Below are 18,800 nucleotides of genomic sequence, written 5' to 3' on the forward strand. Positions count from 1 at the left end.
CGGCCGAAACAAGGGACGCTGTACTGATTGCTGGTGGCCGGTTGCAGCGCGACGACTTCGCGCAACAGTTGGCCGAACAGGGGCTCCAGATTCCAGTCGTCAAAGTAATCCTGCCAGGCCGCCAGTTGCTCGGAGGACAGTTCGATCGGATGTACCAGGCCGATTTGGCCACTGGCCGGGATGTCAACCGGTTCATCTTCCATGTCGACCGGTTCCGGATTTGGCAGGAAGGTGCTGACAAGCTGCTGGTTTTCATAGACCCCCAGACCAGCTGGCTGGCAATTTTGTGCATCACCGGATTGCCCAGAAACAGTTTCTGCCAGCGCTCAAAAGACCACATCCGCCAGGTGACGAAGGCATCTTCCATACGTCTGACCTGCAGGCCAACCATGTCTTTCAGCAGTTTTTTCAGTGCGTTGAAGTGCTGTTTGGCTTGCTCTGCCTGTTCGGTATCATCGTCCTGCTTGGGCTTTGGCAGGGTTTTGGCGAGTTTCCCGTCCGGTTTCCGGATGACAAATTTGAGCTCCTCATTGAGGATCAGTGCCAGCGTCTGACCACAGTATTCAAGCGGGATCTGGTCGCCATCAAAACCCAGATCGTCTACCAGTTGATCGCCGAGTTCATCTTTGGTGATCCCCGCTTGTTTCGCGCCGATGACAAATGCCTCGTGGGCGGCATCTTTCACACTTTGCTTTTTGGTATTGCGGCAGATGCGGTCGATTTCCATATAGGCTTGCGTTTGGCCACTGAGTCCCATGAGTTTCATCAGGTGGCCTGCCAACTGATGCTTGGAACCGCTGGCAAATTTTTCAACCAGCGTTGCCAGGGCTTTCAACACGCCGGTATCGCCGTGAACCGCGGGAATGTTCATCAGCCACTTGTTTTTGGCCGTGATATTCGGGCCATACCCGCTCAGCAGTGCATGTGCGAATTGCGCCAGAGACGCTGGCGTAAACTGGCTGACAATTGCGTGGGCTTCCTGGCTGTGGCGATAGCCTTCGTGATTTTGATAAATCAGGCATAGCTGAATCACCGCATCTTGTGCTGGCTTGCCGTCAATCCGTTCAGGTCGTGGCAACTGGCTAAGGTCGAGCGGCATTTTTTTCGGTGCGGTATAGCTTTCGGCCAGATAGGCATCGAGATCGAACTCACCGTCATTTCCTGCAAATAATTGCGAGAAATCGAGATTGCCCTGCTCAACCAGCAGGGTACGGGATGCCGTCGACTGAACGCGGTCCAGCAGATCGCGTGCGGTGTCCGCATCAATACCGGGTTCACACAGCACTTCGATGGCATGGACTTCCTGCTGGGTATTGAAGGTGGCCAGTTCTGCGAGGATTTTTTCCCGCACACGCTGGCGTAATGTCTCTGGCAGGGCTGCCAGACAGGATTTGGCGGATTCCACCACGCCTTTCTGTTTTTCTTTGAGGAAATCAATCAGTAACAGTGCTTCTTCTGCATCGGAAATGCGTCCCTTCAACAAAGGCAGCAGTACGCCTTTCGATTTGGCGGGTAGTTTGGAAACCTGATTCACACAAGCCATGCCGTGCTGCATCAGATAGTCCAGCTCATCTAAGACGATGTGATTCGCGTACGCAACGCCCTGCCAGTAAAAGGATTCATCCCCCAGTTCATTACGTTCTGCAAAGGATTCGGCGAATTCGACATAAGCTTTGAACGCGATTTCGTGATAATCCGGGTTCTCAAGCACCACGTCTGAAATCAGTCGTAGGGGGGCGGTTGTATAGAGACGGCGCGCGCCAATGACAAAACGCGGGAAGAGTTTGTTGTTTTTGCCGTTCAGCATGACGCGGGTCAGGCGTTGCAGCCGCGTGTCATCCAGATAGCACAGGGTGCCGAGCTGACGGGCCGGGTCAATGACGATTTTGCTGATCTGACTTTCGTGTTCACCGGACATAAGGTAGTCAAACAGCGGCTGCGCATCGGCCTCTTTTTTCGTGAAATGGGTGCTGAACCATTGAAGCCACTGGCGATCATACTCGGTTTTGAGCGCTGAAAGGCTGTCGTCTTTCGCCAGCGCAGCGAGGGTGTAATAACCCAGCCGCTGTTCAACGAGACTGCGGGGTTCGAATGCCTCCCAGATAGACCGGGCACCATACTGATCCATCAAGGCACAAAGTAACTGATTGTGCGGGTTCTCTTCCGGCGACATGACTGTGTGTCCGAACGCACAGTCGTAGTGTTCGAAGGTGTAGCGCAGCGTATAGGCAATCAGTTGATCTTTTTTATCCGGGGCTGCTGCGATCGCCGCATTCAGCTCTTTCACAACCTCATCTTTATCGGACCAGCTGCAATGGTGGTGACAGTCCTGCAGGAAATGCTGCTCAATCCAGACATTCGGATCCAGCAGAAAAACCAACTGTTTCAGATTGTTGGCGACCTCGGACTGGGTAATGATTGCTTCTTCACGTTCACACAGCCAACTGAATAATGCTTCAAAGTCCTGATCGGCTTCCAGCAGGGTATAGGCGGTCCGATCGTGTTTGTAGACAGGTTTGTGGCTCAGGTGAGCGCGGATCAGTTCTGGATCCTGATCCCAGTCTCCCTGTCCCAGCAACAGGTTGGTCATGGCCTGAATGGCGGTCGGATGCAACGCGATTCGGTATTTCGTTTCGTCGTTCTCGCGTTTTCTGGTGCGTAATCTGGGAATGTAGCTTGCGTCAGCATAGTCGCTCGCCAGTTCCTGAACATAAGCGAGCAATTGGGTATCAAATCGCTGGGCATCCTGATCGGCAACGGCTTGCTTGATTTCAGGCAGCAGGACAAAGCGGCAATACAGGTGATATTTGCCTTGGTAATGGCCATCCATTTTGAGATCGTCTGATCTCAGAAATGTATTGATCTCGGCTCTCGGGAAAGCCCGTAAGAGTGCTTTCAATCCATCTTCAGAGTCATAGGCATCTTTGAAGATATGCATCATCAGATCAGCCGGGGACATGACGTAGTCGTGGAAGGTCGGCATCCATTTTCTGACCTTCTCAATACTGACCTGATTGAGCCATGAATCGTCTTCCAGTGACAGGGCCAGTGCGTGTAAATACCGGGCGATATGTTCAGGCGTATCCTTCAGATCTTTTAGTTGTTCGTTGAAGAACATGTGCATGAAAAAAGTGGGCATCACCGGATTTGGTTGAAAGTCGGCGTAGTTCATGTCGCCGTATACAAAATTGCGGATGTTGATTGCACTTTGCTCGGGTACTAAGCGCTGGTAGTAGCTGCTCTCTCTCAGTGCGTCAATCACCTGACTGATATTCATCTGTTGTCCCTTAGAATGCTTCATTTGCCGGATGGACGGTAAATGGATGGGTTCTGCCTTATACAAGACCGCGATTTATTATCTTCTTCTGAATTAGTAAAACGTCAGAATGTATAAAACCCTTTGCATGGTGCTGTGATGAAGTTCGTATTTTTGAATAAAAGTCTCAGAATCAGAATTTGGAGCTTATGCCTTATCTTGGTTTAATTTTGTGCTGCGGAAGGTCGTTTATCCCTGTTTTCAATTCTTCCGATTCAGTGTGAGTCGGATCCTCAGAGGAAGGCATTCTCATGCGGCAGGCTGGCATTCATCAAACCGAACCCCATCAACAAAGACAAACGACGTCCCGGCAACCCCGGAAAGTGAGTTACACCCGGATGTTTCAGATTGCCCTTGGCGTCGCTCTGTTACTGCTGGGTGCTTACGTTCTGGTGTTGCTCGGACTGAACCTGTATGACTACATTCAGTCTTTTCCGGGAACACCGGTCCATCAGTATATTGTCGATATTCAGGATCACGGCTTTTTTCTGGCGTTTGGCGACAGTGACTTCCGGGTTTCCCGATCTTTCCTGAATATCCTGGCTTTATTTTTTGGTCTGCATATCCTGAAAATCTGGCTCAGTATTGGTAAAACACTGGTCCAGACGGGCAAGTTCCTGCTGGATAACAAAACAGATCAGAAGTGATCCCTGTTGATCCTTGTGCGATGAGGAAGATCGCCCGGTCTCCGTCTATAGTGACAGCGCGCACGAAAGATGCAGGAGATGCCGGATGCCCGCGCCCACGACGATGACCTTTTTTGCCCGGTTTGAAGCCGATATTCTGTCGGGCAAAAAGACGATTACCCTACGGGATGAATCAGAAAGTCACTATGTGCCCGGATCTGTCGTTGAAGTGTCGACGCTCGAAGACGGGCGGGTCTTTTGTCGGCTCGAAATCTTATCCGTCACGCCGGTGCAGTTTGACCAGCTGTCCGAAGCCCACGCCCGGCAGGAAAACATGACCTTACCGCAGCTCAAAGCCGTGATTCAGGAAATTTATCCGGGCATCGAACACTTGTATGAGGTGTCGTATCGGTTGGTGGGTTAGATAAACTGCAAAAGCACTCAGGCTGTAAAAAGAGTGGTGGAAACGTTATTCTCAAATCTTGAAATCTTAGCGAGTACGTATGCATCGCTTAGTTCCCAGTGCAGGAAAAATTCTTAAGGGCATATTTGACCCGATGTTAACCGTGGGGGGGGATTTGAGTCATTATCTCTGTTTAGGTCTTGGATTCTTTTGTAAATATACGAGAAATACGTTTGTAAATTATTGATTAAAATCATGATTTTTGATTGTGTTCTTGAAGGTGAATTTGAATGTATTTCTCAATCTTTTGGTATTTGTTTATATTTATAACTTTAATTCTTGATTTGTTTGATGTGTTTCATTATGACCTTCCACCAATTATAGGGATTTTTATTGGTCTGACGGTACCGATTACAATTGCTTTCTATCTTGTTCAAATCATATTGACTGCGATTGAACGTGACTGGAAACATTTTTCACTTCACCATGTATGTATGGGGATAATTGTCCCAACCTTCTATATCCTGATGTATTAGTTCGTATTCAACCTATCAAATTAATGATATGCAGGCATTATTACTCATGCGGATCGACGTTAACCGTTAGCGATTTCATTGAAGTGTCCGTAAAATAAAAATCAGGTTCGGATCAGCTTTTACAGGTATACATTCAAAAAGATAAGATCATGTTCGATCACTTTGGAGGATTTTAATGTGTTTTTCAATTGTCCACTTCCCCTATGCTGAGACAGTCTAAACTGGAGATTTCTGCCACACAAAAGCCGGCGGCGTTCATCCCGCGGTAGCCATTTCGCATCCTGGTGCTGGATGGCCGCCTGAGATAACTCGCCCACACTGGCAGAAGCGGCCAGCGCACAGCTGGCAAGCGTGGCGGCGTTGGCATCGGTGGGCCGTTTTGCGGCCACCATGTCGAGCGCAAGCAAAAGCCCATTAATGATTTTTTGGTCGTCGGTGTAGTCGGTCAGCATGATGAGATCACGACAGGTGAGCTGCGCTGGCTGTTCTGGGTTCAACTTGTTTCGCAGCTTTTGCCCGGCCATGCCCAGTTCGATGGCAACGTGCTCAATCACCACCGATTCCGCAAATGCGCAGCAGGCATCATCAAAAAGCTTTTGTTTACGTTCAGGTAATCCATACATTGAGTGATTTCCGTCCGTGCTAAATACTCAAATACAAACAAAGGGTAAGAAAACAACGCAAAACGCGAACAGGTGCAGCCAAAGCGGATACTTTTCCGGATGCCCGGCTGAATGCGCGGTGTGAAGGCGTTCGGTTTTGCGGAGTGTGAATTTAGGCTTCGAGCTAATGTGAATGTGTTTAGATCACCTGTTTGAGAGCTTGCTTAGCGGCTTGCTCTGTCATCGCTAACACATTGATAAGTGGGGTTTCTCGTTTGCCGTCCTTAGGCACCATGATGAGCTTTCCCTGTGCTGCCCAGTCTTTCAGGGTACGGACGGACAGGCCTGAGTGACGGGAATATTCCTCATATGTCATGTATGGCGCGTTGATCACTATTTGAAATGAGAGCATGGTGTTATCCTTAGTCGTTGGTTTTGCGTGTTTATTTGTGTTGTTTCGCATTAATGCGTTTATGTGAATGTGTTTGCGTTGATTCTTGATCGGTTTTTCGTTCAATTGGTGTTTGGGGTTCGTAGATGGGTAGGTTAAAAGCAGAAATCCCGCCTTTTGAGTATCTGAAGGGCAACGATTTCACGAACATGTTGTTAGAGATAAATGGAGTTAAATCGCATAGACAGCTTGCTGATATCTATGGGATCCCAGCTAGCACTATCTCAACGTGGAATCAGTTCGATAGAACTGCACATGAGCTGATCTTAAGAGCAGCCTTACATAATCCAAGGCTGAACTTAAGGGCTATTGCATTAGGTGAAGGGAAGTTTCTTGGTGATGAGCAATTAACAGCTAACTCTTTGCCTGTTTATAAGATTATTGATGGCAGGAAAGTTGAGTCAGGTACTACAAGTATTGATGAGGGCACACTAGAACGATATGGATTGAATCACCAGTCTACAGAAGTGATTGATATAGATAGTGTTTTACATTTTGTTGACATGACTAACATTGACCCTTTCTCTGGTCATTATCTGATTGATTTTGACGGAAGAGTTTCTATCAACAAGATTCAGCGCTTGCCCGGGAAGAAGCTATCTGTTGTGTTCTCGGATACACCTACAGAAATTTCAGAAAACGATATCAAGGTTATTGGTAGGGTAGCAGCAAGGTTATTGAAGGATTAGATATACGACATGATGTCGTTGATTAAAATGTTAGATAAATTTAGAAATAAAATACGGAGGTTTGATTGTGGCAAGACCTGCTAGATGGTTAGATGGATATTTTAGTGATGGAGTTAAAGAGTTTCGGTTGAGCTCATGGAAGTACTTTTCCGATTTTATTAATCAAGAGATGTTGGATTACACAACTTATGTTTATAGAGGGCATGCAAAGTCTGAGTGGAAGCTTGAGCCTACCTTAGATAGATTAATTCGATACTCTAAGTCACCTAAACGAAAACAGCACTTAGAGAAGTTTAAATATGAGACAAGAGGTCGGCGAGGGGCTCACCCCACAGCACTCAATACGGATGATGATTGGTGGGCATTGGGTCAACACCACGGTTTAGCGACACCTCTTCTAGACTGGACTGAATCACCGTTTGTAGCTTTATTCTTTGCTATGAGTAACGCGGTTCGAGAAAAAAGCAGCGAAATTGTTGTATATGCAATATCCCAGTCTTCAATAAGATACAAAAATAACATCATTAAAAAGAGCGATTCGATAAAATTAATAAATGATCAAAAGCCGACAGTAAAAATTGTACGACCATTGAGTGATGAAAATAGCCGACTGGTTAGTCAAAGAGGATTATTCACCAGAGGGCCCAATAATGTCGACTTAGAAACTTGGGTTAAAACGCATAGAGTTGAAGGGAACGAAAATATTATTGAGCTAATGAAGGTTTTTATACCTATAAAAAACAAAAGGGATTTTTTTGACTGCTTACGATACTTAAACCGCATGAATATTAATCACTCAACGCTTTTTCCAGATCTAGGCGGAGCTTCAGATTATTGTAATTTACATCTTGAGGTTGATCGATACTAATTTGTCTAACAAGTTATTTATTCTGATTAGACAGGTAATCACATCATGACAAGAGGTAACAAGGATGTCAGAACAGATATGTGTTTATCGAAACAATGAAGGCTTTGTAAGTGTACAGAGCCTTCGAAACACCAGCCACAATGAACCCTACATACAAGGGTGGTGTAAAAAGTTCAAAGCCCCGCGAACGTTGAGGATAGAAAGAATCATCAACACCTTCGACATCCTGCAAGATGCTAATGACTACCTTAACAATTTCGACCCCGATGAGATTGTTTCCCCCTCCCAAAGAAAAGCTCTCTCCGCATCAACCTTCGACGTTCACTTCACTGGTTTTAAGAAAGCAGACAAGACCCAACTCACAGAAATTGCTAAAGCAAATGGCATGACTGTACGCGGTGAAGTAACAAAGAATTTGAACTTGCTTTGCTACGGCTACAATGCAGGCCAAAAGAAACTGGAAAAGGCACTCGATCAAGGCTGCATCATCCTGAACGAACCACAGTTCATAGCCTTGATTGAGACTGGGGAAATACCGGAGGAGTGATGACTCCTCATTTTACATTACAAGGATGTAATCATGAAAGAATTTACGTCATTATTTAGTGATGTTTTAAAAGATAGGCTCAAAAACACTTTACTCGTTAACTTTGTTTTTTCTTGGGTTTTTGTTAATCATAGTTTGGTTTTTTATCTTATTTTTAGTGAGGATTCAAGAAATACGAAACTGGAAAAGCTGGATAGTCTTTCGTTTAGCTTTATGACAGATTTGATTTTGCCATTGGTCGTAGTATCTATTTATGTGTTTATATTGCCATTAGTTAACTTGTTCGTATCAAAAGCTAAATTTAATTTTGTTGATGAAAAAATCGTTAAGCAAGTTGAAGAAGAAAATCAATTTAAACTTGACCAAAAAGTGAAGACTGAAAGTGCTCGTGTTAAGTTAGCATTATTGGAAAAATCATCTGAAGTAGAATTAGACCAGAAAAGGGCAATTCATCAAGAAAAATTATCAAAGTCCATTGAAGATGAAGCTAAAGCTGTAGAGAGGAAAAATGAGGCCGAAAAAGAAGAAATTATTTTGCTTGAGCAAAGAAAGGTCGAATTTGAAAAAGTGGTAAAGTTAGAAGATGTTGTCGAGAGAATAAATGAAGTTGAGAAAAGAGAAGATCATCTAAGGCTATTGAAGAAAAATTTAGATTTGCAGAGGCATGATTTAGATACTCGTATGAGTGGGTACGTTTGGGGGGCGTTTGATGTTGAAGTTGAGGAGTCCGATAGAGTAACATTTTCTTATGAATCCAGACAGAGAGGTAAAAATATTGCTATTTTTGGAAACCGCATGAAAGAATCTGTCGAACTTGGTCTTGGTCAAATGCCTGAAGATTTCGAGATGCAGTTAATAGGTCGGAAATTGCATGATGAATTCATTGTTAAATTTAATTTTCCGAATGATTTTCATAAAGAAGATTTAGCTGGTCGGCATGAAGAGTTGGCGCTGAAAATAGAAAAGATTGAAAAGAAGGTAATACCGATAAAGTCTACGTTTCTTAAAAAAAGAATGATACCAATGAATTCAAAGTATTCATTGGATAACAATTTAATGAAATTAATTAAAAATGAGTTGAATGTGTATTTCAAAAGTAAACCTTATGGTATTACAGGGCATCGAGATGACTTGGAAAATGAAGCTTATGAGATAATTTCTGATATAAGTGACGTATACAAAGAATTCAGGAATGATTCTGAATTTAAAGCTTATTTTAAAGCGGCATATCAAGAGTTGATAAACTCAGAGAGTAATGAAGAAGTCGATGCTTGATGAAAGTTCTTAAGTATGAGGTAAAGGTATGATTGACATTGCGTCTTTGAATGCAGCATTAGGAAGTCTGAAAACGGCAACTGACATAGCAAAACTGATTAAAGAAAGTGGCACTTCACTTGAGCAAGCTGAGATCAATATGAAATTGGCAGAGCTCATCAGTGCGTTGGCCGATGCAAAGCTTGAGGTTTCTGACTTAAAGGAACTTTTAGTTAGTAAGGATGAAGAGATTCGTAAGCTTCAGGAATCTCAGGACTTGAAGAAGCATATGATTTGGGAGAAGCCTTACTATTGGAATATGCAGTCAAGAGACAAGGAGGGTCCCTATTGTCCTCAATGTTTTGACTCTGATACAAAGCTTATCCGACTGCAAGAACATAATGTAGGTTCTTGGCATTGCAGAACTTGCAATGTCTCGTATAGAGATAGTAATTACCAAGAACCTGAACCTCCTATCGTGCCTAGTATCTCTTGGTAGTTGGATTAATGATTTTCTTAAATAGCTCACATAACCATAAAGAGCATGAGATATAAAATACTACTTTTTTAACAAATTTTCATATGGCAGGAGGAATGATGCCTGATTTATTAGGTTCACTTATACAGCTTCTTCAATTGTTAGAAGAAGCGATGTTTGGGTGGCTAGCTAACACAGTGCTTGTCATTTTTACGGCAATGAGCGTTATCTATTTTTCGGCTGTTGTACTGTTTAGCCAGAAAGTCATAATGTTGGGGAGGTTAATCCTTCAAGGTGTTTCTTCAGTTAAACCAAAAATTAAAGAAGCAATGAGTTCTCCTTATGACCATAAATTTGCTAACAATAGAGTTTTAATCATCATTTCAATGCTCATGTATTACTTCTATCTGATCTTTGTGCTCATTTATGCTCTGTTATTTACTGGTATTGCATCGGGCTTCTTGATTGATGGTAAGTTACCACTATCTAAGTCCCTTTTAGCATATGTTTGTGCATTAGGTTTCTTTCTTCTGGCTCGTTTGTTCAAGTGTCAGGGAGATAAAGAGCTGTTTAAGCTTCGCAACCCAGAAGAAACGAACAAAACGCTTGAAAGTGATTCATAGGGTATGAATATGTTAATTTTTATTCCTATACTTTCGTGACTTACGGCTCAGTATCGTAACTCACCGTTATGGTACTAAAACACCACAGCTCAATTCAAAAAGGGGGCACGAATATGGAAGAGTGGACATTCGATTATGATGATTACGAATACAAGATAAACCCTCGTTCTATCGAGTTTGTTGGGGCATGCAACGGCTTTGTTGACTAAATCAGCTTGAACTTTTCTTGCAGCCAGTGATCTGATCTTATAACGCTCACTGACTGATCACTTCCATGGACAAAAGCACTTACCGAACAGAAAACTGGAAAGAGTACAACCAAGCACTGATTAACCGCGGCTCGCTGACATTCTGGATCGACGAAGAAGCAATAAGCAGTTGGTTATGCTCTGAACATCACGGTAACCGTGGACGCGGCTATCAGTATTCAGACACAGCGATCATGACTGCGCTCATGGTGAAGCGACTATTCAATCTGTCACTTCGTGCTGTTCAAGGGTTCATGAACTCAGTGTTTTCTCTGATGAAAGTACCGCTAACATGCCCGAACTACAGCAGTATCAGCAAACGAGCGAAAACGGTCGATATCCCCATCAAAATGCCTGCTCGAGGTGAAATTCGTCATCTTGCCATTGACGCAACTGGCCTGAAGGTTTTCGGTGAAGGTGAATGGAAAATGAAAAAGCATGGCAAGGAGAAACGCCGTGTCTGGCGAAAACTCCATCTTGCAGTTGATGCGGATACCCATCAAGTCATCTGTGCAGAACTCTCGTTATTAACCGTCACTGATGGCGAAGTTATGCCAACGTTGCTCAACCAGACTTATCGTCAGATCAAATCGATATCAGGTGATGGTGCGTATGATACCAGGCTGTGCTACCAAGCGATTCAAAGGAAAAAGGCACAGCCCCTTATCCCGCCCAGAGCTGGAGCAGCCTACTGGGAGCACGGTCATCCCAGAAATGTTGCGGTTGCAAACCAGCGGATTCACGGTAGCAATGAACACTGGAAAAAGACCAGTGGTTACCATAGTCGCTCAATCTCTGAAACAGCGATGTCGAGATATAAACGATTACTTGGCTCGGCGCTAAGCCTGCGAGATTACAACGCTCAAGTCGGCGAAGCATATGCGGCCGTCCGAGCGTTGAACAAATTAACAGGGCTGGGTATGCCCAAAACACATAAAGTTAGATAAATTATGATTTATTTGGGATAGATCTGTTTGTTATCCGATTTGATCAACAAAGCCGCATGCAACGGCAATCGTTATGTGTTCAGAGTGTTAGCTAGCACGCTGAATGATTTTTTTGAAACGGCAGATGATAGAGAGTCAGCAATAGTTAACTATTTAGAAAATATGGACGATATTCATAGTGCAGCAGAAAGTGTGGCCGCTGAAAACGAGGAAAATGAAGACTCACCACACTTTTACATCGAAGCTGAAGACTTAGCCGAGTTTTGTTAAGTGTTGCTTTTCTCATGCAGCTTATGCGGATAAAGCTGCGTGTAAATCTGCCACAGAATGTTCAAGTTCCGGTGGCCTGTGACCTGGGCCACTTCTTCAATCGAATAACCTTTCTCAAACAGGCGGCTGGCCCCTTCTCGACGTAGATCGTGGTAGCGTAAATCTTCAATACCCAGTTTGTTTCTTACTCGCTGAAAACCTGCAGTCACGCTGCGCGGTTGGTAGGGGAAGATCAGGCGGTTGGTGCGCGGGTGCTGAAGGCTGGGATTCAGGCGGCGTAATGCTGGGTGCATTGATGAGCCTAATCACGGGCGGGGTGGCGGCTTGGCAGCAGCACAGCCAGAACAGGGCGGAAGCCCTCAAGCGCAAAGACGAGCTGGCGCAGGCCAAGCACGCCGCCCGGCTCAAGCGGCTGGAGTATGGCGACGAGCAAGCGGCCAATCTGGACGAGCTGAGTCTCAAGGGCAGGGGCTGGAAAGATGAATTCATTCTGCTGGTTGTGTTCACGCCCTTGGTGCTGTGCTTCGTGCCGGACTATGCAGTGTATGTGGATGCGGGCTTTCAGGCGCTGCGAAGCATTCCAGAGCCGTACTGGTATGTGGTCGGGGCCATTGTCGTGGATGTGCTGGGGATGCGCTCTATGGTGCGCTACCTGCTGGAATTTTTCTCACAAAAACTCAGAGGCAAACCGACTTGATAGAGATACTGCAACAACTCACCGCAATGGGCTTACCGCCAACCATGATCGCGCTGCTCATCGTCCTGTACAAGCAGGACAAGCGGCTAACAATACTGGAAACGAACGTACAACTGGGGAAAAAACATGGCTAAGACAGGACTGAAAAGTAACGGCACACTGAAGAAAGGCTACCGCTTCGCCAAAGGTGGCCGGGTGGTGAAAGCGAAGAATGCGACGGTGAAGAAAAGACGCACTTAAATATTACTATAGCCCGTCATAAAACGCGGGCTATAGCCAGTAAATTTGGTGGCTTGAGATGTTTTATACTTAGTTCTGCGATTCAAGTTGTGTATTGACAAAAATTATGAGTGGTAAATGTGATGAAGTGCATTTAAAATGCGTTACAAGATAAGTTAGAAGGTATAAGCTTAATTAAGTTTATCTAATATTTTAGATCTAAAAACCTATTGGAAATTATATGGATCTCATTCATCAAAATCATCACTTTCATTTTTTTTCAAATAATAGTGACGTTGAACCTTCACCTACAGTGATAGGAGATCTTCTGGAAGCATTTTCAGAATATCAATTAGTTCCTGTACCTTCTAATGAATACAATACACTTACTGGGCAAAATCGTGATTACGTCACATTGATTACACCAGATCATCGATTGAGATTGGAGTTTCCAAGTAATGAAATAATAATTTATTCATTTGGTGATGAATCGCAAGATGAATTTAGAAGTACAACAATTAAGATCATTTCAATTTTGTCAACGCTGTTTCCACTAAAAATGGCTAATCGATTATCTGTTCTTAATTCAATTTACTTTAAAGGTGAAGTTCAGCAATATGACTCTCTCTATAAGAAACTTTTTACGTTCAAAAAGGTTTCTCCATTTGAGTGGGATAATAGAATTGTTGAGAAAATAGCTCTTGATGACATTGGTGAAGAAATTAACAGCATTAGTTCAATAAGACGTTCAGTTGTTTCCTCTCAATTTTTCAAAAGCCAGTCGCCAATGGACTTAATAAATTTTAATATTGATAGCAACACTGTTTACCAAAACCAACAACAGCGTTTTCGATTAAAAGATTGCCAATTGGTAGTAGATAGATTATTTGAAAATAACAGTAAAATAATTACTGAACTTCAACGGTATTTCTAGTTGGGAGCGTTTATTTTGGAAGATTTATCTAAAATTGTAAATCATTACTCAGACGGTTCTACCAGTCATTTTTTTGATAATTTTTTTGATAGTTCAAGTCAAAGGAAAAACAATTTAATTGAACATTCAAAAGTGAAAAGATGCGCGAATGAAATTATTCAATATGTGATTTCTGATGAGTTTGTTGAAGGTGAAATAAGTAAAACTCAATTATATTTAGAAAAGTTACATTTAGAAAACCCACTTCTATTTCGTGAGTCTTTTACAAGCGCATGGGTAAAGCTTTACCATATGACAAATCCTCGTTTTTTGTATGTTTTTGCTTCTGTTGCCTCGTGCTTGCCTTATGAGTGGCTTAAGGCTCATGGTATTACGCTGATCTTGGGTTGTAGTTCTCATCAGGATCCTCTTGTAAATGAAGCATGTATAAGGATGGCCGAAGCTTGGGAGCAACCAGAACATGCTGCATATTTAGAGAAAATGCGTGATTTTCATTATGATTGGCTGCAGAGTTATAAGTTGGAAACTATCCTGTATTTAAAGGAGCTTGAAGGATGAGCTTTTTACTAAGGAAGATTTCAGCTAATAAATGGGAGCCAAATCTTGGGAAAATCTCAAGCCAACATACAGCTGATGCAATTACAGGATGTACAAGAACAAGTAATAATACACTTTCTGTATGGCATTCAAATACTAAAGAGTTTGAAGATGAATCAGTAAAAAAGCTAATTGTGGCTTTAGCGGTAAGCATGCCTCAGCCAGCTAAAATTGACGTTTTGTGGTTAGAGGAAGATTGGCTAGTTCAACAAGGTCTCAATATTAATTCTAATCTAGCAAATACATGCTATAGAGATGTTAACCCTTTGCATAAGGATATTGAGTTCCTCGATCATGGAAAGTTGGGAATCGTCAGTGAGCATATCGTTAACCAACTGTCTCTGACAGAAAATAGGCATAGTATATCTCGCCCAAAGCTGATTAGACTTGTAGGCGAATGGCTAGAAAAAGATAATACGTTTGAGCTTGACGAATTAAATGAAAAGTGGCGTGCTGAAATAGTAAAAGTTCTGAAGCGTAAATCTTGCTAGAGAAAATAAAAATAGCTTATTGGTATCGATATTTATTAATAATGGCGCCTCCCGGCGCCTTTATTAATATTGCTCATGCAATTTATGCGGATGCAACTGCGTATACACCTGCCAAAGAATGTTCAAGTTTCGATGTCCCGTCACCTGTGCCACATCTTCGATGCTGTAGCCTCGCTCAAACAAGCGGCTCGCACCTTCCCGGCGTAGGTCATGATAACGCAAGTCCTCAATCCCTAAGCTGTTCCTAACGCGCTGAAAGCCTGCTGTGACGCTGCGCGGGTTGTAGGGGAATATCAGCTCATTGCTTCTGTCTTGCCGCATGGCGATATCAAAGGATTCGCCCAGCAGTGGCACAATCATGTGATTGCCTTCTTTCTTACGCGGGTCTTTGCGATCCCGGACAAGAATCGTTTTGTGTGGTTCGTTGAGGTCTTCCCAGCGCAGGCGGCACACTTCCCCGATACGCATACAGGTCAGAATACTGAAATCCAGAATATCGACGAATGGGATCCGGCTTTTGCCGTTGCTCCGGTAGGACTGGCGGGCCAGTAATCCCTCTTTTAATAGCTCCAGTTCTTCCCCGGTTGGTCGGCGGGTACGTTTCTGACTTTTCCCCACCAAGCCCATATCAATGAGTACAGGCACGGCTTCTTCGAAAATGGCATGGTTCGCATCAACATTGAACACCGGGCCTGCTTTCTTCATCACAGAGCGCAGGTAAGCAATTTCGTGATAAATCGTCGCGGGCTTTGCTCCGGCGGCTTTCCGGTGTCGGCAGTGCTGAATCAGATCACTGGTTTTAACTTTGCTACTCTCCACTAAGGATATGTCACAGTCCCGGAGCATCCGAAGTACGTATTGTTTCGTCCGGCCCGTTCTGTCCCATAAGTCCCTGTCACCGATGTACATATCCAGCAGAGCCGACAGTAACACGGTTTTCAAACCGGAGTGCATGGGGTTTTCCAGCTCGTTCAGACGCTTGCGGGCGTAGGTTCGGGCGAGTTCTTTTTTCCTGAATGTTTTGGACTCTCTGTGTATAATCTGCGAATTCTTTTTGACGATGAGTTCAACTGTGTAGCGGCTTTCACCGCTTTTCAGCGTCCGTTTTCTAATGCTGAATGATGCCATTGTCCTACTCTTTTTATACGTACCATATACGTACGAATTGAAGATTTGGGGCAAGAGGTTAGCAAACTCATGTATATATATACAGTATCCAGATCGTAAGTAAGCCATGATGAAACCTGAAAACCCTACTCAATACCCGACTTGCCGTTTCTCCGTTGCACCCATGCTCGATTGGACCGATCGCCATTGCCGGTACTTCCATCGTTTGCTGTCTGAGCATGCGCTGTTGTATACCGAGATGGTGACGACCGGGGCGATTATTCACGGTAAGGGTGACTTTCTGGCGTATAACGAGGAAGAGCATCCGCTGGCATTGCAGCTGGGTGGTTCGAATCCGGCGGATCTGGCGCATTGTGCCAAGCTGGCGCAGGCGCGTGGCTACGATGAGGTGAACCTGAATGTCGGTTGCCCGTCGGACCGTGTTCAGAACGGCCGCTTTGGTGCGTGTCTGATGGGCGAGGCGGATCTGGTTGCGCAGTGTGTTTCTGCTATGCGTGAAGTGGTCGATATTCCGGTGACCGTGAAAACCCGGATCGGGATTGATGAGCAGGACTCGTATCAGTTCCTGGTTGATTTTGTCGGAACTGTGTCTGAAAAAGGTGGTTGTGATCATTTCACCATTCATGCCCGGAAAGCCTGGCTGAGTGGCCTGAGTCCGAAAGAAAACCGCGAAATTCCGCCGCTGGATTACCCGCGTGTGTATCAGTTGAAGCAGGATTTCCCGCATCTGACGATGGCGATCAACGGTGGTGTCAAAACACTGGCCGAAATCGAAGCGCACTTGCAACATCTGGACGGTGTGATGGTCGGCCGCGAGGCATATCAGAATCCATACATGCTGGCTGAACTGGATCAGCAGCTTTTTGGCTGTGATCGCCCAATGAAGAAACGCCGCGAAGTGGTTGAAGCAATGTACCCTTATATTGAGCGCCAGCTGGCTAATGGCTCCTATCTGGGGCATATCACACGTCATATGCTGGGATTGTTCCAGAATATGCCGGGTGCGCGTCAATGGCGTCGTCATATCAGCGAGAATGCCCATAAACCGGGCGCTGGCATTGAGGTTGTTCAGCAGGCGTTGGCTAAGATCCCTGCTCACCTTGATGTTTAACGGGTTCCTTCGGAGCCGATAGCGAAATTGACGATAACGGTTCGTCAAAATCACTCAGTCAGCTTCAAAAGCCGCAGCATTGGACTGCGGCTTTTTAGTATCTGACTGAAAGATATGATGATTTTTAGTTTCGAGAGATTGGCCCGAAACCTGCAATATACTCTGCATTCTATCCCACAGCGATGTCCTGATTTGTGATATATCTGATGGGTTTCTGGGCATAAATGGAGAGATTGGAATGGTTGAGATTCTGTTTTTACTGGTATTTGCCGGTGTATTGATCATGACGGGTGTCAGTGTACTGGGCATGGTGATTGCGATGGCGGCCGGGTTTGCGGTCATGGCTTTCGCGGGTCTGATTGGGGTGGTGATTAAGCTGCTGCCTTGGATCATTTTGATTGCTATCGGGGTGTGGCTGTATCGTGGATCCCGTCGGGGGAACCCGTACCGGAAACGTTATTAAACGCGTTATTCCTAGGATATGCATACAAGCAATGATACGCGTGTTTAAAAAGTGAGCTTGAGCCAAATCCCTGATTCTCACGGAGGAAATGCGGTTTTCCTGAACAGCATCTGGTATAGTCTGGCGCAGCAAAAAAGCAAAGCACAAAGATAACGAGCGGAGACTCACAATGAAAAAAACGATGCTTTCAGCGGCGGCCGCAGTGGCGCTGGCAACGGCTGTGCCAGCTCAGGCTGATATGCTGCTGGGTGGTACTGTAGGCGCGGATGCCTGGTTCAGCAGTGCTGAAATTAACGATGCTGTAGATGGCGGCGATAAAACCATGCCTTCTTTCTATGTGTCGTTTGAACACTTTATTCCACTGATTCCAAATGCACGTATTGCTTATGCTGATATTGAAGCTGATGCGGTTGCATTCAAACAAACGGACTTCACTGCTTATTACGAGATTCTGGATAACGATCTGATTGCGGTGGATATCGGTGTTTCGCTGATTCGATTCGCTGATGGCCAGTACAATGCACAGGGCCATGCTCAGACGTTTGACGACGAGTGGCAGCCAGCCATTTACGGCAATGTTGAATTCGGTTTCCCGGCAACGCCGCTGACCGCGTTTGCAGAAGGTAACGTCGGTGAATTCGACGATACCAGCACGCTGGACGTAAAAGCCGGTATGAAATTTACGATCCCGTTAGTTGCTGCAGATCTGAATCTGCGCGGTGGTTATCGTGTGATGGATTATGATTTTGATGCCATCAACAACCCTCTGGGTGGCAAAGTGAAACTGGATGGTTTCTTTGCCGGTGTTGAAGTCGATTTCTGATTCAGTGCCCAAGATTACAAAAGCCATGCGAAATGCATGGCTTTTTTGTTGCCTGTTTTCTGAGTTATAGACCATTTTTAAATTGGGCAATCACTCAGGAATCAGGCCGATGACCATAACCGAGTTACAGCGTTTGTATGCCAACAGTGAAATCGTTGAAGCCGTGATTGAACCATCACTTCAGGCCAATGGCTGGGTGGTGGAGTTTCGTCATCGCCGCGGTGGTTTTGTCACCCTGACAGACGGCTCCGGCAGCGAAAAATGCTACCGTGATATTGATACGGCCACGGAACGGGCATTTGAGGTCGGATTTCATCAGGTCCGTATTGCTGATCATTTCTGAGGTTTGCTGTTTTTCTCACTGTCTGACGGTACGTCAGGCGCAGCCAAGGTCGCTCAAATCCCCGGATTGGGCGATTTTTATTGATTTCCCACTCATCTTCACTTCCAAAAAGTTATAAAACATTCTTATCTATTCT

At 44.8% G+C, this 18,800-nt stretch carries 22 protein-coding genes and 2 pseudogenes; 19 read left to right on the plus strand and 5 right to left on the minus strand.

Annotated elements, in window-relative coordinates:
• Positions 1-14 precede the first annotated feature (14 nt).
• Positions 15-3,301: pseudogene (locus KDD30_RS00685) on the minus strand (DUF4132 domain-containing protein); the annotation flags it as partial.
• A gap of 266 nt (positions 3,302-3,567) precedes the next feature.
• Between KDD30_RS00685 and KDD30_RS00690 the strand changes: the two are divergent.
• Positions 3,568-3,963, plus strand: coding sequence for a hypothetical protein (locus tag KDD30_RS00690; RefSeq protein ID WP_211646935.1), 396 nt, complete (start codon positions 3,568-3,570; stop codon positions 3,961-3,963).
• Between the two features lie 85 nt (positions 3,964-4,048).
• Positions 4,049-4,366, plus strand: a complete 318-nt coding sequence (gene yqfB, locus KDD30_RS00695; RefSeq protein ID WP_211646936.1) for a N(4)-acetylcytidine aminohydrolase — start codon at positions 4,049-4,051, stop codon at positions 4,364-4,366.
• A gap of 634 nt (positions 4,367-5,000) precedes the next feature.
• On the opposite strand, the gene KDD30_RS00700 is transcribed toward yqfB, so the two are convergent.
• On the minus strand, positions 5,001-5,504 hold the full coding sequence (locus tag KDD30_RS00700) for a phage regulatory CII family protein (RefSeq protein WP_211646937.1): 504 nt from the start codon (positions 5,502-5,504) through the stop codon (positions 5,001-5,003).
• 178 nt (positions 5,505-5,682) lie between these two features.
• Positions 5,683-5,895, minus strand: coding sequence for a hypothetical protein (locus KDD30_RS00705; RefSeq protein WP_211646938.1), 213 nt, complete (start codon positions 5,893-5,895; stop codon positions 5,683-5,685).
• A 125-nt stretch (positions 5,896-6,020) separates the two neighbouring features.
• Here KDD30_RS00705 and KDD30_RS00710 point away from each other — a divergent pair, with 125 nt between their 5' ends.
• The 8 genes from KDD30_RS00710 (at position 6,021) to KDD30_RS00745 (ending at position 11,858) form a co-directional block, all read left to right on the plus strand.
• Positions 6,021-6,623 (plus strand): helix-turn-helix domain-containing protein, encoded by a 603-nt coding sequence (locus KDD30_RS00710; RefSeq protein WP_211646939.1) that lies wholly within the window; start codon positions 6,021-6,023, stop codon positions 6,621-6,623.
• A gap of 67 nt (positions 6,624-6,690) precedes the next feature.
• On the plus strand, positions 6,691-7,491 hold the full coding sequence (locus KDD30_RS00715; protein WP_211646940.1) for an FRG domain-containing protein: 801 nt from the start codon (positions 6,691-6,693) through the stop codon (positions 7,489-7,491).
• A gap of 64 nt (positions 7,492-7,555) precedes the next feature.
• Positions 7,556-8,038 carry a BRCT domain-containing protein gene (locus KDD30_RS00720; protein ID WP_211646941.1) on the plus strand — a complete coding sequence of 161 codons (483 nt, stop codon included), beginning with the start codon at positions 7,556-7,558 and terminating at the stop codon, positions 8,036-8,038.
• 33 nt (positions 8,039-8,071) lie between these two features.
• Positions 8,072-9,313: a hypothetical protein gene (locus KDD30_RS00725; protein ID WP_211646942.1), complete on the plus strand. Its 1,242-nt coding sequence runs from the start codon at positions 8,072-8,074 to the stop codon at positions 9,311-9,313.
• A 28-nt stretch (positions 9,314-9,341) separates the two neighbouring features.
• On the plus strand, positions 9,342-9,791 hold the full coding sequence (locus KDD30_RS00730; protein WP_249199167.1) for a hypothetical protein: 450 nt from the start codon (positions 9,342-9,344) through the stop codon (positions 9,789-9,791).
• A gap of 98 nt (positions 9,792-9,889) precedes the next feature.
• The gene (locus KDD30_RS00735) at positions 9,890-10,393 is read left to right on the plus strand and encodes a hypothetical protein (protein WP_211646943.1); all 504 of its coding nucleotides are present in this window, start codon (positions 9,890-9,892) and stop codon (positions 10,391-10,393) included.
• 274 nt (positions 10,394-10,667) lie between these two features.
• Positions 10,668-11,588, plus strand: coding sequence for an IS5 family transposase (locus KDD30_RS00740; RefSeq protein ID WP_211646944.1), 921 nt, complete (start codon positions 10,668-10,670; stop codon positions 11,586-11,588).
• Between the two features lie 27 nt (positions 11,589-11,615).
• Positions 11,616-11,858 (plus strand): hypothetical protein, encoded by a 243-nt coding sequence (locus KDD30_RS00745; protein WP_211646945.1) that lies wholly within the window; start codon positions 11,616-11,618, stop codon positions 11,856-11,858.
• Here KDD30_RS00745 and KDD30_RS00750 read toward each other — a convergent pair.
• Positions 11,855-12,100: pseudogene (locus KDD30_RS00750) on the minus strand (tyrosine-type recombinase/integrase); the annotation flags it as partial. The gene KDD30_RS00745 and the pseudogene KDD30_RS00750 overlap by 4 nt on opposite strands.
• A 38-nt stretch (positions 12,101-12,138) precedes the next feature.
• On the opposite strand from KDD30_RS00750, the gene KDD30_RS00755 reads away from it, so the two are divergent.
• The 5 genes from KDD30_RS00755 (at position 12,139) to KDD30_RS00775 (ending at position 14,796) form a co-directional block, all read left to right on the plus strand.
• The gene (locus tag KDD30_RS00755; protein WP_211646946.1) at positions 12,139-12,555 is read left to right on the plus strand and encodes a hypothetical protein; all 417 of its coding nucleotides are present in this window, start codon (positions 12,139-12,141) and stop codon (positions 12,553-12,555) included.
• Entirely contained in the window at positions 12,552-12,689 is a 138-nt protein-coding gene (locus KDD30_RS00760; protein ID WP_155804952.1) for a hypothetical protein, read from the plus strand. The genes KDD30_RS00755 and KDD30_RS00760 overlap by 4 nt, the downstream gene beginning before the upstream one ends.
• Positions 12,690-13,015: 326 nt before the next feature.
• Positions 13,016-13,708 carry a hypothetical protein gene (locus tag KDD30_RS00765; RefSeq protein ID WP_211646947.1) on the plus strand — a complete coding sequence of 231 codons (693 nt, stop codon included), beginning with the start codon at positions 13,016-13,018 and terminating at the stop codon, positions 13,706-13,708.
• A 15-nt stretch (positions 13,709-13,723) separates the two neighbouring features.
• Positions 13,724-14,266: a hypothetical protein gene (locus tag KDD30_RS00770; RefSeq protein ID WP_211646948.1), complete on the plus strand. Its 543-nt coding sequence runs from the start codon at positions 13,724-13,726 to the stop codon at positions 14,264-14,266.
• Positions 14,263-14,796 carry a hypothetical protein gene (locus KDD30_RS00775; protein WP_211646949.1) on the plus strand — a complete coding sequence of 178 codons (534 nt, stop codon included), beginning with the start codon at positions 14,263-14,265 and terminating at the stop codon, positions 14,794-14,796. Before KDD30_RS00770 ends, KDD30_RS00775 begins: the two co-directional genes overlap by 4 nt.
• 63 nt (positions 14,797-14,859) lie before the next feature.
• On the opposite strand, the gene KDD30_RS00780 is transcribed toward KDD30_RS00775, so the two are convergent.
• Entirely contained in the window at positions 14,860-15,924 is a 1,065-nt protein-coding gene (locus KDD30_RS00780) for a site-specific integrase (RefSeq protein WP_211646950.1), read from the minus strand.
• 109 nt (positions 15,925-16,033) lie between these two features.
• On the opposite strand from KDD30_RS00780, the gene dusA reads away from it, so the two are divergent.
• From dusA to KDD30_RS00800, 4 genes are all read left to right on the plus strand, one after another.
• The gene (gene dusA, locus KDD30_RS00785; RefSeq protein WP_211649400.1) at positions 16,034-17,035 is read left to right on the plus strand and encodes a tRNA dihydrouridine(20/20a) synthase DusA; all 1,002 of its coding nucleotides are present in this window, start codon (positions 16,034-16,036) and stop codon (positions 17,033-17,035) included.
• Positions 17,036-17,273: 238 nt separating this feature from the next.
• On the plus strand, positions 17,274-17,498 hold the full coding sequence (gene pspG / locus KDD30_RS00790) for an envelope stress response protein PspG (protein ID WP_211646951.1): 225 nt from the start codon (positions 17,274-17,276) through the stop codon (positions 17,496-17,498).
• Positions 17,499-17,667: 169 nt separating this feature from the next.
• Positions 17,668-18,321, plus strand: a complete 654-nt coding sequence (locus KDD30_RS00795; protein ID WP_211646952.1) for a TIGR04219 family outer membrane beta-barrel protein — start codon at positions 17,668-17,670, stop codon at positions 18,319-18,321.
• A 109-nt stretch (positions 18,322-18,430) separates the two neighbouring features.
• Positions 18,431-18,664 (plus strand): thymidylate kinase, encoded by a 234-nt coding sequence (locus KDD30_RS00800; RefSeq protein ID WP_211646953.1) that lies wholly within the window; start codon positions 18,431-18,433, stop codon positions 18,662-18,664.
• Positions 18,665-18,800: the final 136 nt, after the last annotated feature.

The organism is Photobacterium sp. GJ3, from assembly GCF_018199995.1.
Lineage (GTDB): Bacteria > Pseudomonadota > Gammaproteobacteria > Enterobacterales > Vibrionaceae > Photobacterium.